At 52.5% G+C, this 16478-nt stretch carries 16 protein-coding genes; 1 reads left to right on the plus strand and 15 read right to left on the minus strand.

The window, feature by feature from the left end; genetic code table 11:
- Window positions 1-23: 23 nt before the first annotated feature.
- From rnhB to rpsB, 15 genes are all read right to left on the minus strand, one after another.
- Window positions 24-650 (minus strand): ribonuclease HII, encoded by a 627-nt coding sequence (gene rnhB / locus QMZ30_RS05385; RefSeq protein WP_283226640.1) that lies wholly within the window; start codon window positions 648-650, stop codon window positions 24-26.
- Window positions 643-1791, minus strand: a complete 1149-nt coding sequence (gene lpxB / locus QMZ30_RS05390) for a lipid-A-disaccharide synthase (protein WP_283226641.1) — start codon at window positions 1789-1791, stop codon at window positions 643-645. Before lpxB ends, rnhB begins: the two co-directional genes overlap by 8 nt.
- Before the next feature lie 3 nt (window positions 1792-1794).
- A complete protein-coding gene (lpxA, locus tag QMZ30_RS05395; RefSeq protein ID WP_058972675.1) occupies window positions 1795-2583 on the minus strand; it encodes an acyl-ACP--UDP-N-acetylglucosamine O-acyltransferase in 789 nt (262 codons plus the stop codon).
- A gap of 3 nt (window positions 2584-2586) precedes the next feature.
- Window positions 2587-3042 carry a 3-hydroxyacyl-ACP dehydratase FabZ gene (gene fabZ, locus QMZ30_RS05400; protein WP_013507953.1) on the minus strand — a complete coding sequence of 152 codons (456 nt, stop codon included), beginning with the start codon at window positions 3040-3042 and terminating at the stop codon, window positions 2587-2589.
- A 193-nt stretch (window positions 3043-3235) separates the two neighbouring features.
- A complete protein-coding gene (gene lpxD, locus QMZ30_RS05405) occupies window positions 3236-4261 on the minus strand; it encodes a UDP-3-O-(3-hydroxymyristoyl)glucosamine N-acyltransferase (protein ID WP_039331205.1) in 1026 nt (341 codons plus the stop codon).
- A 3-nt stretch (window positions 4262-4264) separates the two neighbouring features.
- The gene (locus tag QMZ30_RS05410; RefSeq protein WP_039331207.1) at window positions 4265-4765 is read right to left on the minus strand and encodes an OmpH family outer membrane protein; all 501 of its coding nucleotides are present in this window, start codon (window positions 4763-4765) and stop codon (window positions 4265-4267) included.
- Between the two features lie 95 nt (window positions 4766-4860).
- Window positions 4861-7272: an outer membrane protein assembly factor BamA gene (bamA, locus tag QMZ30_RS05415; protein ID WP_283226845.1), complete on the minus strand. Its 2412-nt coding sequence runs from the start codon at window positions 7270-7272 to the stop codon at window positions 4861-4863.
- Window positions 7273-7323: 51 nt separating this feature from the next.
- Complete coding sequence (gene rseP, locus QMZ30_RS05420; protein WP_283226642.1) at window positions 7324-8673, minus strand: sigma E protease regulator RseP; 1350 nt, start codon at window positions 8671-8673, stop codon at window positions 7324-7326.
- 12 nt (window positions 8674-8685) lie between these two features.
- The gene (gene cdsA / locus QMZ30_RS05425) at window positions 8686-9543 is read right to left on the minus strand and encodes a phosphatidate cytidylyltransferase (protein ID WP_283226643.1); all 858 of its coding nucleotides are present in this window, start codon (window positions 9541-9543) and stop codon (window positions 8686-8688) included.
- Between the two features lie 18 nt (window positions 9544-9561).
- Entirely contained in the window at window positions 9562-10314 is a 753-nt protein-coding gene (gene ispU, locus QMZ30_RS05430) for a (2E,6E)-farnesyl-diphosphate-specific ditrans,polycis-undecaprenyl-diphosphate synthase (RefSeq protein WP_039331217.1), read from the minus strand.
- Between the two features lie 166 nt (window positions 10315-10480).
- On the minus strand, window positions 10481-11683 hold the full coding sequence (ispC, locus tag QMZ30_RS05435) for a 1-deoxy-D-xylulose-5-phosphate reductoisomerase (protein ID WP_283226846.1): 1203 nt from the start codon (window positions 11681-11683) through the stop codon (window positions 10481-10483).
- A 172-nt stretch (window positions 11684-11855) separates the two neighbouring features.
- Window positions 11856-12413 (minus strand): ribosome recycling factor, encoded by a 558-nt coding sequence (gene frr, locus QMZ30_RS05440; protein ID WP_039331333.1) that lies wholly within the window; start codon window positions 12411-12413, stop codon window positions 11856-11858.
- Window positions 12414-12609: 196 nt separating this feature from the next.
- Window positions 12610-13335 (minus strand): UMP kinase, encoded by a 726-nt coding sequence (gene pyrH / locus QMZ30_RS05445; protein ID WP_039331221.1) that lies wholly within the window; start codon window positions 13333-13335, stop codon window positions 12610-12612.
- Between the two features lie 154 nt (window positions 13336-13489).
- Window positions 13490-14341, minus strand: coding sequence for a translation elongation factor Ts (gene tsf / locus QMZ30_RS05450; RefSeq protein ID WP_039331222.1), 852 nt, complete (start codon window positions 14339-14341; stop codon window positions 13490-13492).
- 306 nt (window positions 14342-14647) lie between these two features.
- Complete coding sequence (gene rpsB, locus QMZ30_RS05455) at window positions 14648-15367, minus strand: 30S ribosomal protein S2 (protein ID WP_034829491.1); 720 nt, start codon at window positions 15365-15367, stop codon at window positions 14648-14650.
- 314 nt (window positions 15368-15681) lie between these two features.
- On the opposite strand from rpsB, the gene map reads away from it, so the two are divergent.
- Window positions 15682-16476, plus strand: coding sequence for a type I methionyl aminopeptidase (gene map / locus QMZ30_RS05460; RefSeq protein WP_283226644.1), 795 nt, complete (start codon window positions 15682-15684; stop codon window positions 16474-16476).
- Window positions 16477-16478: the final 2 nt, after the last annotated feature.

Raw genomic sequence — 16478 nt, forward strand, 5'->3', positions numbered from 1 at the left:
CCGGTTAAAACAGCGTCAGGCTATTAAAGCGTAGTTGGCTGACGCGCGGCCAGCACATCAGCATCAATCAAAGCATTACGCACCGGCGCAAAGCTGCGACGGTGATGAGGCGTGGCACCAAACTGCGCCAGTTTTTCCATGTGCAACGCGGTCGGATAGCCTTTATGTTGGGCAAACCCATATTCCGGGAACAGCAGATCCAACTCGGCCATTTCACGGTCACGCGTCACTTTGGCGATAATCGATGCAGCGCTGATCTCCTGCACCAGGCTATCGCCCTTCACCACTGCCTGAGAGGGCATCGGCAGCGCGGGGCAACGGTTACCATCGATCAACACAAAATCTGGCGTGACAGACAAGCCCGCAACGGCACGCTGCATCGCCAGCATCGTTGCGTGCAAAATATTGAGCTGATCAATCTCTTCAGGCTCGGCACGGCCAAGGCTCCAGGCCAACGCCTTTTCTTTGATCTCGTCATACAGAGCCAGACGACGTTTCTCAGAAAGCTTTTTCGAATCGGCCAAACCCACGATAGGGTTAGCGGGATCGAGGATCACTGCAGCCGTGACCACCGCGCCAACCAGTGGACCGCGTCCGACTTCATCAACGCCCGCAATACGTTGCGCGTTGGGATAGATAAACTCAGCCATTGGCGATCTCCAGCACGGCATCCGCGGCCTGCTCATCGGCGTTCCAGCGAATCTGTTGGTGTAATTCATTGAAGGTGTGCATCAGTGCATCACGCTCTGGCCCTGCATGAAGCAGAGGTTCCAGTGCTGCGGCCAGCGCTTCCGGCTGACACTCATCCTGCAGCAACTCTTTGACCAGTTCGCGCCCCGCCAGCAGATTGGGCAATGATACGTAGGGTGTTTTTACCAACCGCTTTGCCAACCAGAAGGTGAACGGCTTCATGCGATAGCCCACCACCATCGGACACTTCGCCAGCATGCACTCCAGGGCGGCCGTCCCCGATGCGAGAATTGCAGCATCGCTGGCGATCATCGCCTGGCGACCTTTGCCATCCAGCAAATGCATCGGTAGCTCTGGCGCAACCTCGGCTTTAATATGCTCAAACTGCTCACGACGCTTGGCGTTCACCAGCGGCACGACAATTTCCAACGTCGGATATCGTTGGCGCAACAACTGCGCCGCACGCAGGAAATCAGCGCTGAGCATTTCCACTTCCGCACCGCGGCTACCAGGCAGCAAACCAAGGCAGATAGCATCATCAGCAATACCTAACTCACGGCGTGCTGCAGACTTATCGGGATGCAGCGGCATCGCATCCGCCATGGTGTGGCCAATAAACCGGCACGGTACGTTAAAGCGATCGTAAAACGCTTTTTCAAACGGCAGAAACGCCAGCACCAGATTGGTGTTACGGCCAATCTTGAATACGCGTTTTTGCCGCCATGCCCAAACTGACGGACTAACGTAATGAATGGTGCGAATACCCGCGCGCTTGAGGCTACCTTCCAACGTAATGTTGAAATCCGGCGCATCAATGCCGACGAACACATCAGGTTTGAGTTCGGTGAAGCGCTGCGTTAAATCTTTGCGAATTTTCAGCAAGCGGCGCAAACGGCCGAGCACTTCGACAATGCCCATCACCGCCAGCTCTTCCATCTCATACCAGGCTTCACAGCCTTCGGCTTGCATCAATGGACCCGCAACGCCGACAAAGCGAGCATCAGGATGGCGCGCTTTCAACGCACGAATAAGACCTGCACCAAGAATATCGCCGGAGGTTTCTCCGGCGACCAGGGCAATCGTTAAGGGACGCACTGACATGGATTAACGAATCAATCCACGCGTTGAACGGGCAAAGAAGTCGTAGAAAGGCTGCACTTCGCTGTGTTGTTTCGCCAGTTCTTCGATCTCTGGTTTCACTTCATCCAGCGTTTTGCCGCTGCGGTACAGTAATTTGTACGCATTACGAATCGCGTGCAGGGCTTCTTTGCTAAAGCCACGACGCTTAAGCCCTTCGATGTTAATGCCGAACGGCGTCGCGTGGTTGCCCTGCGCGATAACATACGGTGGGACATCCTGCGCCACGCCTGAACAACCGCCCACCATCACGTGCGCACCAATGGTGCACCACTGATGCACGGCCGTCATGCCGCCGATAATCGCAAAATCATCAACCGTCACGTGGCCGCCCAGGGTTGCGTTGTTGGCGAAGATGCAACGGTTACCAATCACGCAGTCATGGGCAATGTGCGCATTGACCATCAGCAGGTTGTCGCTGCCAATTTTAGTCAGGTTGCCACCTTGCGTGGTGCCACGGTGAATGGTGACGCTTTCGCGGATGCGGTTGCGATCGCCGATTTCAACACGCGTTGGCTCACCGGCATATTTCAGGTCCTGATTCACTTCGCCAATTGAAGCAAACTGATAGATCTGATTGTCTTTACCGATACGCGTATGGCCATTCACCACCACGTGCGATTTGAGCACCGTACCTTCACCAATCTCCACGTTAGCACCGATAAAGCAAAACGGGCCGATGTGAACATTAGCGCCAATTACGGCACCCTCTTCAATAACAGAACTGGGATGAATACTGGCGGTTGAATCAATCACTAATTATGCCTCCCGGCTACGGGCACACATCATGGTCGCTTCACAGACAATCTTGCCGTCTACTGTTGCCACGCCTTTGAAGCGTGTCAGACCACGACGAGTTTTCTCGAAGGTCACTTCCATGATCATCTGATCGCCCGGTACTACCGGACGCTTGAAGCGGGCTTCGTCGATACCAGCGAAGTAATAAAGTTCACCGGGTTCGAGTTTCCCAACGCTTTTAAACGCCAGAATACCTGTTGCCTGCGCCATAGCTTCCAGAATCAGAACGCCTGGGAAAATCGGCTTACCAGGGAAATGTCCCTGGAAAAACGGTTCATTAACAGAAACGTTCTTCACCGCACGCAGGTACTTATGCTCTTCAAATTCCAGCACGCGGTCAACCAGCAAGAACGGATAGCGGTGCGGCAGCAGTTCTAAAATCTCTTCGATTTTCAGAGTATGCGTTTCAGTTGTCAAAATACTCTTCCTGTCCTAAAAAATCTGATGGCAATAATAACACGGCCTGCACAGATCAAAATGATCCTCCGCAGGCCGCAAATCAGTTCGGTGGCGTAACGCTTTCTTGAGAGACTTGTTGCTTCATTCGGGTTAAGCCGATGAAGAGACAAAGTACGCTGCTTTATTATGAAAGCGGGTCGCGGAGATGCGTTTAGTCGTCTTTGCCGACCTTACGTTCGATGGCTTTTAAGCGCTTGCTCATTTCATCGATGTTCATCACCAGCGCTGCCGTTTTACGCCAGGTTTTGTTGGGTTGCAGTGGAATACCCGAAGAGTAAACCCCTGGTTCTGTGATTGGGCGCATCACCATGCCCATACCGGTAACGGTCACTTTGTCACAGATTTCCATATGGCCGTTAATGACGCTGGCGCCGCCAATCATACAATAACGACCAATCTTCAGACTACCCGCCATGATCACACCACCAGCAACGGCAGTGTTATCACCAATCACAACGTTGTGCGCAATCTGACACTGGTTATCTATGATAACACCATTGCCGATCAGAGTGTTATCCAGAGCGCCGCGATCAATGGTAGTACAGGCACCAATTTCTACCCGATCACCTATCACAACGGTACCCAACTGCGGAATTTTCACCCAATTGCCACGGTCGTTAGCATACCCGAAACCATCAGCACCGATCACGGTACCGGACTGAATCAGACAATCCTGACCGATCTGGATCTCATGGTAAATCGTGACGTTAGCCCACAAACGGGAGCCACGGCCGATACGCGTCTGCTTACCAACAAAACATCCTGCGCCAATCACGACGTCGTCACCCAGCTCTACGCCGGACTCGATCACCGCATTTGCACCCACCGACACGTTCTTACCCAGCTTCGCAGTGGGATCGATTACCGCACTGGGCGCGATATTTTGCGCGGGCTGTGGCGTTGTGTCCAGCAGTTGTGCCATACGGGCATAGGTCAGGTAAGGATTTTTCACCACCAGGGCGGCCGTTTTACACCACTCCAGATCCGCTTCCGTCAGCACCACGGCTGAAGCCTGGACAAGAGCGAGCTGCTCGCGGTAGCGGCTGTTTGCAAGAAAAGTGATTTGACCAGTGGTGGCGGATTGCATAGAAGCAATGCCGGAGATGGCAATATCGCCATCTCCGTGCAATTCTGCATCCAACTGCTGGGCTAAATCAGCCAGTCGAATTGAAGACATCAATTATTTAACCTGTTTTACAACGTCAGCAGTGATGTCTTTAGCATCAGCAGAAGAGTACAGCACAGCCTGAGAGTCCAGCACCAGGTCGTAACCTTCGCTTTTCGCTACAGACTGAACAGCGGTCTGGATTTTAGCCAGCAGCTTGTTACGCTCCTGCATCTGACGAGACTGGTTGTCTTTGTCGAAAGCCTGCGCTTTCTGTTCAAAGGCAGCACGCTCAGAAGCAATCTGCTTCTCTTTCTTGGTGCGGTCGCTTGCCTTCATGGTTGACGCATTACGCTGCAGATCCTGGATTTCGCCCTGGATTTTCTGCTGCTGCGCCTGGAGGTCAGAAGCACGGCCTGAGAACTCACCCTCAAGCTGCTTAGCAACAGCGGCACGCTGCGGAGACTGCTGGAAAACCTGGCTCAGGTTCACAACGGCGATTTTATCGGCCGCTTGGGCACCCGCAGAAGCAGCTAATGCAACACCCAGAGCAGCAGCACAGAACAACTTTTTCACTATAAACTCCTTACCTCAACGTGTGTGTTTGCAGCGTGTCACGCGTTAGCGCGACACGGGTGCAAGACGGTATTTTCACTTCCTTGCTCAGAGCTTTACCAGGTTTTACCAATGTTAAACTGGAACTGCTCTGACTTGTCTCCCTCGACTTTCTTCATCGGCTGGGCATATGAGAATACCAGCGGACCTAACGGCGACATCCATTGCAGGGCAACACCTGCAGAGACGCGAATATTATTCGGATCGCTGTAGTCCGGAATGCCAGCCGCACGTGTCTCTGCGGTGTTCTGCCATTTCGTATCCCAGACCGTACCGGCATCCATAAACACCGAGGTACGTACTGAGTTAGCATATTTCTCGCTCAGGAACGGCGTAGGCGTGATCAGCTCGAGGCTGGCAATCGCCATGGCGTTACCGCCCACCGCATCATCTGACTTACAGATACCGTTAGGATCCGTCAGATTACAGGTGGATGAGTGATCGTTCAGATACGCAGCTTTAGGACCAATGGTGTTGGACTGGAAGCCACGAACCGTACTTGAACCACCGCCGTAGAAGTTCTCATAGAACGGCATCTCTTTTCCACCGAGTCCGTCACCATATCCGACACGGCCACGACCCAGCACTACCCAGGTACCGTCACGGTTCAACGGCACGTACTGCTGAGAATCCAACGTCGCTTTATAGAAGGCGTTGTCGGAACCCGGAATCGTCACTTTGCCGTTCAGGTTGGTGCGGTTACCCTTGGTTGGGAAGAAGCCGCGGTCCAACGTGTTGTATGTCCAACCGTAGTTGAAGGTGAAGTCATCTGCTGAGAAATCACCGTCATCATTCAGTCCCTGATGGCGACCTACCGAGTCAAGATAACGCCACATCGCAACCTGCGGCTGCATATTCGACAGATCGTTATGTACGTAACCTAAGCCAACACGCAAGGTGTTGTTTTCGTTAACCGGGAAGCCCAACGTACCGTCAACACCATAGCTTCTGTTGGTGTAGTCTGACAGGTCCGCGTCATCAGCTTTAAAGTCGTTATAGAAGAGGCGGCCACCCAGGCTGACACCGTCCACCGTAAAGTATGGATCGGTCAGTGAGAATTCCGCATAGGTTTGGTAATCGTTTTTCGTCCCGCTGATGCCAACGGTATTGCCGGTACCCAGCCAGTTTTCTTGGGTCACACCCACCTGGAAGCTGACGCCACTTTCAGTACCGTAACCGACACCAAAGTTGAACGTACCGGTGTTACGCTCTTTGACCTTGTAAACCACGTCAACCTGGTCCGGAGAACCTGGTACACGCTGGGTGTCTACATCGACCGTTTCAAAGTAACCGGTACGGTTCAGACGCTCTTTACCTTGGTCAACCAAGTCGCTGCCTAACCAGGCACCTTCCATCTGACGCATTTCACGACGCAGAACGGCATCTTTGGAGGTGTCATTACCCTCAAAGCGCACTTTACGCACGTAGTAACGATTACCGGCATCAACGTTAATGTGCAGCTTAACGGTTTTATCCGCATCGTTAATTTCTGGCTGTGTCACCACACGCGGATAAGCGTAACCGTAGCGACCCAACAGTTTTTTGATGTCATCTTCCATCTGGGTCACTTTGGTGCCGTTATACAGCTCGCCCGATGGAATACGCGTCATTTTTTCGATTTCAGCCGAATGACCCGCCATGCTGCCGTTAACAATCACGCCAGCAATTTTGTACTGATCGCCTTCAGTCACGTTCACGGTGATATAGATGCCTTTTTTATCTGGCGTCAGACTCACCTGAGTGGAATCGATATTGAAGCGCGCATAACCGCGATCCAGATAGAAGCTGCGTAAGGTCTCAAGATCCCCAGCCAACTTCTGTTTCTGGTATTTGCGATCACCCACCACGTTCCACCATGGCACTTCATCACGCAGTGAGAAGCGCGAGATCAATTCGTCGGAGCTAAATGCTTTGTTACCGACAATGTTGATCTGCTGGATCTGTGCAGATACGCCTTCCTGGAACACAAACTTCAAATCCACGCGGTTACGTGGCAGCGGCGTCGCAATGGCTTTGACACTGGCGGTGTATTTACCGACGCTGTAGTAGAAGTCTTCCAGCCCCTTCTCAATAGAAGAGAGCGTCGTGCGGTCAAGTGCTTCACCGACACGCACACCGGAGGCTTCAAGGTTCTGCTTCAGCTGATCTTCTTTCACCGCTTTGTTACCGGAGAAAGTGATGCTGGCAATGGTCGGACGCTCTTTCACCTGAACAATCAGGGTATTTCCGTCACGCAGAACCTGGACATCTTCAAAGTTGCCGGTGGCGAACAGTGAACGAATGGTGTTTCTGACATCGTCATCAGAAACCGTATCACCGACACGTACCGGCATGCTGAGCAGAGCCGCGCCGACGGCGACTCGCTGGAGACCTTCGAAATGAATGTCCTTCACTACGAAATCGTCTGCACCGTACACGGTGGCGCTGCTAAACAGCAGCGACGCTATGAGCAACTTTTTCATCGCCATCGTTGTTATGCGTTTTCCTAACACATCCCGCGCCTGTCTGCGTTCCAGCTATTACAGGCGTGAGAAATCATTGAAAAGTGCAAGCCCCATTAATAACACCAGCAGTATTGAGCCAATGCGATAACTGAAGTCCTGAACTCGCTCGGACACCGGTCCACCTTTGATCTTTTCGATCGCCAGAAAGAGCAGATGTCCACCATCTAATACCGGCAGAGGGAACAGGTTGATGATGCCCAGGTTGACGCTGATCAGCGCCAGGAACATCAGATAGTAAATCACCCCGTACTCAGCGGATAACCCAGCACCTTGCGCAATCGAAATTGGCCCGCTCAGGTTATTCAGCTTCACATCCCCGGTTATCAACTTGCCCAGCATTGAGACCGTTAACTTCATCAGCTGCCAGGTTTTGACACTGGCTTCACCGATGGCGGCAAAAGGTCCATACTGCCTTACCGTTTTGTACTCGTCTGGCAGCGGAATCACGCGTGGAATGACCCCCGCAAATCCTTCCGCATCATTACCCGGTTTCGCTTCCGGCGTTAACGTCAACGCCACCGATTCGCCGTTTCGTTCGACTTCCAGCGCCATGTTTTTGCGTGGATTGTCGCGTACCTGTGCCGCGAAAGCCTGCCATTGCGTTAACGGCTGACCATCGACTTTAACGATCCTGTCGCCTGCTTGCAAACCGGCAACGCTTGCCGGTGAGTTTGCCTGAACTTCCGCTAAGGTCGTTTCAATCTGCGGCCCACGCGGACGAATACCTAACGCCACGACCGGGTCCTGCTTATCGGGCTCAAATTGCCAGTCGCGCAAATCCAACTGCTTTTGCTGCGTGGCATCTTCACCAAATTGCGAGACGGTAAGCGTGGCATTGTTGTCGCCGATTTTACCGATCAGCGCCATACGCACAGCATCCCAATCAGGCGTTTCGATACCATCTACTGCTTTAAGTTCCATCCCGGAGGTAATTTGCGCTTCTGCAGCCACCGAACCGTTCAGAATTTCGCCAACCACCGGACGTACACCAGGTACACCGTGGATGAACACCACCCAGTAGGCGAAAACGGCAAAGATGAAGTTGGCGATGGGTCCGGCGGCAATAATGGATGCGCGTTGCAGCACGGTCTTGTTATTGAAAGCTTGATGACGCAACTCGGCGGGAACGCTCTCGACACGTTCGTCGAGCATTTTGACATAGCCGCCAAGAGGGATAAGCGCAATGACGTATTCCGTGCCCTGGCGATCGCTGCGGCGCCATAGCGCCTTACCGAAGCCAATAGAGAAGCGTTCGACTTTCACGCCGCAACGGCGGGCCACCCAAAAATGACCAAATTCGTGAACGGTTATCAGCACGCCAAGCGCCACGATAAAGGCGACAAAACTCCAGAGTATGCTCAACATGGTTGCAAATCCTCAGAGGGTGCGGAACACCAGCAGCAGCAAGCAGGCAAACACCGGCACCGCAGCTGTCAGGCTATCGATACGATCGAGGATACCACCGTGCCCCGGAATCAAGTTACCGCTGTCTTTGATACCCGCTTCACGTTTAAACATGCTTTCGGTCAGGTCACCCAATACCGAAGCTAGCGTGGCAATCACGGCGCAGATGACCAGCGTGCCAGGCGCCACCGTCAGCGGCGCTAGCATCGCAAACAGCCAGGCGATAATAGCGGAAGAGAGCAGGCCACCAAAGAAGCCTTCCCAGGTTTTTCCCGGTGAGACTTTCGGTGCCAGTTTGTGTTTGCCGAACAGACGCCCAAACATGTAGGCGCCGGAATCAGCCCCCCATACAATGAACATCACGAACAGCAGCCACCATGCACCCGCGAAGTGGTCAGTATCATAGTGATATTGACGCAACGCCATCATGCCCCAGAAGAAGGGGATAACCGTGAGGAGACCAAAGATGAGGCGCAGCGGGCGCGAATGGCGCCACAATGCAGCGGAAGCAGGATAGAAAAGCACCAGAACCAAGGCAACAATCCACCAGCCCAGAGAAGCCCATAGCGAGCCTTCCATCTGGTATTGATGCAGATTACGTTGGTAGGGTTGCAGGGTAAACAGCATCGCCGCCAATAACAGGCCGCAAAGCACCGCCAGCCAGATACGTTGCTGACGCGATGCCATACCGGCAAACTGCCCCCATTCCCAGGCGGCCAGCATGCAGATGATGATCGTTATAATCGCAAAACCAGACAGCGGTAACCAAAACAGTGCAGCGATTACCAGCGGAATTAAAATAAACGCGGTAATCAGACGAGACTTCAGCAAAGGTTACCCCCAGATTGCTCAGGCGCCACCTGGTGCAGCGCCGCCATAGCGTCGCTCCCGCGTAGAGAATGCATTCAGTGCACCTTCAAAAACGTGTTCATCAAAATCAGGCCAAAGAACATCGGTAAACCAAAACTCAGCATAGGCGATCTGCCACAGCAGGAAGTTGCTAATCCGATGCTCTCCCCCGGTCCTTATCACTAAATCCACCGGCGCCAACTCCTGCATACACAGATAAGGAGCTAAGCTTTCTTCGGTTATTTGGTCAGGACGTAACAAACCTTCCTGAACCTGTTCAGCCAGTTTTCTGGCACCCTGGATAATATCCCAACGTCCACCATAGTTGGCAGCAATGTTGAGGGTCAGTCCATTATTTTGCTGAGTCAGTTCTTCGGCGCGGCGAATGCGTTCCTGAATACGATTGTTAAAACGACTGATATCGCCAATGACGCGCAGACGCACGTTGTGTTTGTGCAGGCTTTTGACTTCGCTGTCGAGCGCCCACACAAACAACTCCATTAATGCCGTCACTTCCTGTACTGGTCGGCTCCAGTTTTCACTGCTAAACGCATAAAGCGTGAGCGCTTCCAGCTTGTGGCTAACCGCAAAGCTGACAGCCCGGCGTACTGATTTTACCCCGGCTTTGTGGCCTGAAATACGCAGTTTGCCCTGATTTTTTGCCCAGCGACCATTACCATCCATAATGATGGCCACGTGACGTGGCGTACAGTACGACTCGTCATCGATTGTGTTGTGATTGTTGGACGACATAACGCGTAATAATTCCTTTCATCAGAAATGCTGTGGTTTCTGAATACATTGCGCCTGCGGCAAACTCCAGCCATTCTGCCGGATGACATCGAAACAATGTCGGGCCGTGAAACGCGAGCGAGCGACTATACCATTTTCACCTTGAGCGAACAAATAGCGGTAAGTATCAACATGCTAAACGAAAGCGTGGTAGCAATTCATTGGCACAGATTCGGGCTAACCGATCGATTTCCATCACATCATCAATATTGCTCGGTTCCTGGCACTGCATAGAGGCCAGCACTTCGCTATTCATGGCTGCAATGTCGGTAAAACGAATCTGATGCTGTAAAAATGCCGCCACGGCCACTTCATTCGCCGCGTTCAGCGTCGTCGTCGCCGCCTGCCCTGTCGAGCACGCATCAATGGCCAGCTTCAGACAGGGGTAGCGCGCATAATCCGGTTCATCAAACGTCAACGCCTTCATTCGGGTGAAATCAAGCGGCGTGACACCGGCTGAGATACGCGCTGGCCATGCCATGCTGTGCGCTATCGGCGTTCGCATATCTGGCGAACCTAACTGCGCCAGCACACTGCCATCGCAGTAACGCACCATGGAGTGAATCACCGATTGCGGATGCAGGATAACTTCCATTTGTGCGTCAGTGGCATTAAACAGCCAGCGGGCTTCAATGTATTCAAGACCTTTATTCATCATGGTGGCCGAATCAACAGAGATTTTACGCCCCATTGACCAGTTCGGATGTGCACATGCCTGGTCTGGCGTCATGGCCGCCAAATCGGCTAATGGAGTGTCACGAAAAGGACCACCCGATCCCGTAAGGAGAATGGAATCAATGCCATTTCCCCGCAGATCAGCGTACCCCAACTGATGCTGTATGGAAGCGGGTAAACTCTGAAAAATGGCGTTGTGCTCGCTGTCGACCGGCAGCAATTGAGCCTGATGATGGCGCACCGCCTCCATAAACAGACGGCCGCATGTGACAAGGGATTCTTTATTGGCAAGCAGCACCGTTTTGCTGGCACGAATCGCGGCCAGTGTCGGCTGGAGACCCGAGGCGCCAACAATCGCCGCCATCACCTGATCGACCTCATCCAACGCAGCCAGTTCGCAGGCTGCCTGAACGCCGGAGAGCACTTCAGTTTGAAGGTTCAGTGCTCTCAGTCGCTCACGCAGGGCCTGTGCCGAGGTCTCATCCGACATCGCGGCATAACGCGGCTTAAATTGCTGACACTGTTCTGCCATCAGCGCCACATTCTGGCCGGCAACCAGCGCGGTGACCTGGTACAGGTCTGGATTTGCCGCCACCACTGCCAGCGTGCTGGTGCCAATCGAACCCGTGGAACCCAGCAAAGTTAATCGCTTCATCATGCTATCCCTGTGAGGTTGTGAACCGTGCCCGCAACTGCGCCGGGCACAATGTAAAACGCCGCCAGAGTCGCACAACGTCTCTGAACGGCGTTTTATACGCGTCATAGTAAAAATCACATCCAGATTGGCTGCGACTCAAACCATTTCGGGTATAGATAACTTGATGGAATTAGAAATCCATCAGTTCCTTTTCTTTGTCAGCCAGTGCAGCATCAACATGTTTGATGTATGCATCGGTCATTTTCTGGATCTCATCCTGCGAGCGACGTTCGTCGTCTTCGCTGATCTCTTTGTCTTTCAGCAGTGCTTTGATCTTATCGTTGGCATCACGGCGCACGTTACGGACAGAAACACGGCCCTGCTCCGCTTCACCGCGCACGATCTTGATCAGATCTTTACGACGCTCTTCAGTCAGCGCTGGCAGTGGCACACGAATATCGCTGCCTGCTGAGCTCGGGTTAAGCCCCAAGTCAGATGCCATAATGGCTTTCTCAACGGCTGCGCCCAATGAACGATCAAACACGTTGATTTTCAGCGTACGAGAATCTTCTACCGTGACGCTCGCCAGCTGACGCAGTGGCGTAGGAGTACCGTAGTAAGGCACCATAATGCCGTCGAGCAGCGAAGGCGAAGCACGACCGGTGCGTACTTTGCTGATTTGGTTTTTGAATGCATCCACACATTTTTCCATGCGCGTGTCAGCATCTTTTTTAATGTCGTTAATCACGTTAAAACCCTTGGATTCGGTTTGACCTGGCCACTTCCGGCGTTCCAGAAGTGGTATCGATAAACATCGATCATCCTGTTACCCACCATAATTCGAGCTGCAAACGCATTGTTGATACTGAAATTATGTGAAGTAATGGCGCGGTGACCCAGCATCGCGCCCACAGAATATACCTTATTTTATCCTGCGTCGGGTATTAATGCGTAATCAGGGTGCCTTCTTTTTCACCCATCACCACGCGACGCAGCGCGCCAGGCTTGTTCATATTGAAGACACGGATCGGCAGCTGATGGTCGCGCGCCAGTGTAAAGGCGGCCAGATCCATCACTTTCAGCTCTTTATCCAGTACTTCGCCATAAGACAGCTGCTCATACAGCGTAGCATCCGGGTTTTTCACCGGATCATCCGAGTAAACACCATCGACTTTAGTGGCTTTTAACACCACATCCGCTTCGATTTCAATGCCGCGCAGGCAAGCAGCAGAGTCGGTGGTAAAGAACGGGTTGCCCGTACCCGCGGCGAAGATCACCACGCGGTTGTTACGCAACAGGCTGATGGCTTCTGCCCAGCTGTAGTTATCACACACGCCATTCAGCGGAATCGCGGACATCAGTCGTGCGTTCACATACGCACGGTGCAATGCATCACGCATTGCCAGGCCGTTCATCACGGTTGCCAGCATACCCATATGGTCACCGACCACACGGTTCATACCTGCCTGTGCCAGGCCAGCGCCACGGAACAGGTTACCGCCACCAATAACCACACCCACCTGGATGCCCAGCTCAACCAGCTCTTTCACCTCTTGCGCCATACGGTCAAGCACGCTCGCGTCAATACCAAAACCTTCGGCACCTTGCAGTGCTTCGCCACTCAGTTTTAGCAGGATACGTTGATATACAGGTTTTGCGTTGGTCGCCATGGTCAATTCTTCCTGGAAGATATGATGAATGAGAAGTTAAATCTGATCGATCATCCGCTTAGCAAGCGAGAAAAGCTATTGGGATGAGACTGAAAAGTGGTCCACGCAAAACGCAGACAAAAAAGAACCGCCTTCCGGCGGTTCTTTCGGAACATTAAGACTGTTTGGACATTGCAGCAACTTCTGCTGCGAAGTCAGCTTCAACTTTCTCAATGCCTTCACCCACTTCGAAGCGGATGAAGTTGATGACGTCTGCGCCTTTCTCTTTCAGAGCCTGGCCAACGGTTTTGCTTGGATCGATAACGAAAGCCTGACCGGTCAGAGACACTTCGCCGGTGAATTTCTTCATACGGCCATCAACCATTTTCTCTGCGATTTCTTTTGGCTTGCCAGACTGCATGGCGATGTCCAGCTGTACCTGGTACTCTTTCTCTACCACGTCAGCAGACACGTCTTCTGGCTTAACGAACTCTGGCTTGCTTGCAGCAACGTGCATAGCAACTTGCTTGCTCAGCTCTTCATCAGCACCGGTGGTTGAAACCACAACGCCGATACGTGCACCGTGCTGGTAGCTGTTCAGCTGAGCACCTTCCAGGATAGCAACACGACGGATGTTGATGTTCTCACCGATTTTAGTAACCAGCGCTACGCGTTCTTCTTCGAACTGCGCTTTCAGAGCTTCAACATCAGTCACTTTACCTGCAGTGGCTGCATCCAGTACTTTGTCAGCGAAAGCCTGGAAACCAGCATCTTTAGCAACGAAGTCAGTCTGGCAGTTAACTTCCAGAATCATCGCGTAACCGTCAGCGATTTTGGTTTTGATCACGCCATCAGCAGCAACGTTGCCTGCTTTCTTAGCGGCTTTAATCGCGCCAGATTTACGCATGTTCTCAATCGCCAGCTCGATGTCGCCGTTCGCTTCGGTCAGCGCTTTTTTGCAATCCATCATGCCTGCGCCAGTACGCTCACGCAGTTCTTTTACCAATGCAGCGGTAATTTCAGCCATTCCAGAATCCTCGATTCGTCTCTGTGTGCGTTCACACTGTCAGAAACTTGTTGCGGAAAATTTACTCTGCCCCGCTTACCCAAAGGAAGCGTGACAAACTTAGATAAATAAAAGGGGCCTGTGCGGCCCCCTTAACAGATATATCCAGCATATTTCGCATGGCAGATGCGTTGGCTGCTCTCGTTCACCCACATCACCTACTCAAGTAAGTTCAGTGGGCTTCTCTCGGTTGCCGCCTTCCTGCAACGCGAACTATTTTGGATAAAACATCTGATGTCTAAGGGCTCTCAGAAAGAGCGAACCTTATTAAGCTTCAGCAGCTTCTTCTGCCTGCTCAGCCAGATCCTGTGAACGGCCTTCGCGCACGGTAGTCGCAACAGCAGTCAGGTACAGGCTTACAGCACGGATTGCATCGTCGTTACCTGGGATAACGAAATCAACGCCGTCTGGATCAGAGTTGGTATCAACGATAGCAAATACTGGGATACCCAGGTTGTTTGCTTCTTTGATAGCAATGTGTTCGTGATCAGCGTCAACGACGAACAGTGCATCCGGCAGACCGCCCATATCTTTGATACCGCCCAGGCTGTTTTCCAGCTTGGCCAGTTCACGAGCACGCATCAGTGCTTCTTTCTTGGTCAGTTTGTCGAAAGTACCGTCCTGAGACTGAGTTTCCAGGTCTTTCAGACGTTTGATTGACTGGCGAACAGTTTTCCAGTTAGTCAGCATGCCACCCAACCAGCGGTGGTTAACGAAGAACTGGTCGCAGCTCAGAGCTGACTCTTTTACCGCTTCGGCAGCAGCGCGCTTAGTACCAACGAAAAGGATTTTGCCTTTACGTGAAGAGATCTTCTGCAACTCAGCCAGAGCTTCGTTGAACATTGGTACAGTTTTCTCAAGGTTGATGATGTGAACTTTGTTACGAGCGCCGAAGATGAATGGCTTCATTTTCGGGTTCCAGTAACGGGTCTGGTGACCAAAGTGAACACCAGCCTTGAGCATGTCGCGCATTGAAACAGTTGCCATGATTACCTCTAAAGTATGATTGGGGTTGGGCCTCCATGTATCCCATACAACCGACCTCTTTCAAGGCACCCCGGCGTATGTGTCGATACATGTGTGTTTTAGTACACAAAGTGAGTTTTATGCGTTTCTCGCCAACCACGAAGGTGACAGAGAATCGTCGGCGCGCTTTATACCATAATGCGCAGGAATACGCCAACAGAAGTTCGCGGCGACAGGCGTGAACGATCACGATTTGGCAGCCTAATTGCTGGCTGCTAACATGACTGCCACAGAACTCATTATTGTCGAAAATTTCGGCGATTGCGGATTATTTAATGGCCATTTCAATCAAAACCCCTGAAGAAATCGAAAAAATGCGTGTGGCAGGCCGTCTGGCTGCCGAGGTGCTGGAAATGATCGCACCGCACGTTGTGCCTGGCGTGACCACCGGTGAACTCGACCGCATCTGCCACGATCACATCACCAATAAGCAGCAGGCCCTCTCGGCTTGTCTGGGCTATCACGGCTTCCCGAAATCGGTATGTATTTCGGTTAACGAAGTGGTATGCCACGGTATCCCCAGTGACGATCGCGTATTGAAAGATGGCGATGTGGTCAACGTCGATGTCACGGTGATTAAAGACGAGTATCACGGCGACACCTCGAAGATGTTTATTGTGGGCAAACCCACCATCCAGGGTGAGCGCCTGTGTCGTGTGACCCAGGAAAGCCTGTATATCGCCTTGCGTCTGGTGAAGCCAGGCATCCGCTTACGCGAGTTGGGCCGCGCGATTCAACAGTACGTTGAAGCACAGGATTTCTCCGTGGTGCGTGAATATTGCGGACACGGCATCGGTAAAGGCTTCCATGAAGAGCCACAGGTACTGCACTATGATGCGGATGACGGCGGCGTGGTATTGCAGGCTGGCATGACCTTTACCGTTGAGCCAATGGTCAATGCGGGTGATTACCGCATCCGTACCATGAAGGACGGCTGGACCGTAAAAACCAAAGATCGCAGCTTGTCCGCGCAGTATGAGCATACTATTGTGGTGACAGAAAACGGCTGTGAGATTCTGACGCTGCGTAGCGATGACACCCTTCCTGCGGTGCTTGAAAACAACGCGTAATA

This window comes from Pantoea sp. EA-12 (assembly GCF_030053355.1).
Classification (GTDB): Bacteria; Pseudomonadota; Gammaproteobacteria; order Enterobacterales; family Enterobacteriaceae; genus Pantoea; species Pantoea vagans_C.

Bases quoted from the DNA above. Each gene is read 5' to 3' on its own strand.
- rnhB (WP_283226640.1), bottom strand. From the start codon at position 650: ATGGCTGAGTTTATCTATCCCAACGCGCAACGTATTGCGGGCGTTGAT.
- lpxB (WP_283226641.1), bottom strand. From the start codon at position 1,791: ATGTCAGTGCGTCCCTTAACGATTGCCCTGGTCGCCGGAGAAACCTCC.
- lpxD (WP_039331205.1), bottom strand. From the start codon at position 4,261: ATGTCTTCAATTCGACTGGCTGATTTAGCCCAGCAGTTGGATGCAGAA.
- bamA (WP_283226845.1), bottom strand. From the start codon at position 7,272: ATGGCGATGAAAAAGTTGCTCATAGCGTCGCTGCTGTTTAGCAGCGCC.
- rseP (WP_283226642.1), bottom strand. From the start codon at position 8,673: ATGTTGAGCATACTCTGGAGTTTTGTCGCCTTTATCGTGGCGCTTGGC.
- ispU (WP_039331217.1), bottom strand. From the start codon at position 10,314: ATGTCGTCCAACAATCACAACACAATCGATGACGAGTCGTACTGTACG.
- ispC (WP_283226846.1), bottom strand. From the start codon at position 11,683: ATGAAGCGATTAACTTTGCTGGGTTCCACGGGTTCGATTGGCACCAGC.
- pyrH (WP_039331221.1), bottom strand. From the start codon at position 13,335: ATGGCGACCAACGCAAAACCTGTATATCAACGTATCCTGCTAAAACTG.
- tsf (WP_039331222.1), bottom strand. From the start codon at position 14,341: ATGGCTGAAATTACCGCTGCATTGGTAAAAGAACTGCGTGAGCGTACT.
- rpsB (WP_034829491.1), bottom strand. From the start codon at position 15,367: ATGGCAACTGTTTCAATGCGCGACATGCTCAAGGCTGGTGTTCACTTT.
- map (WP_283226644.1), top strand. From the start codon at position 15,682: ATGGCCATTTCAATCAAAACCCCTGAAGAAATCGAAAAAATGCGTGTG.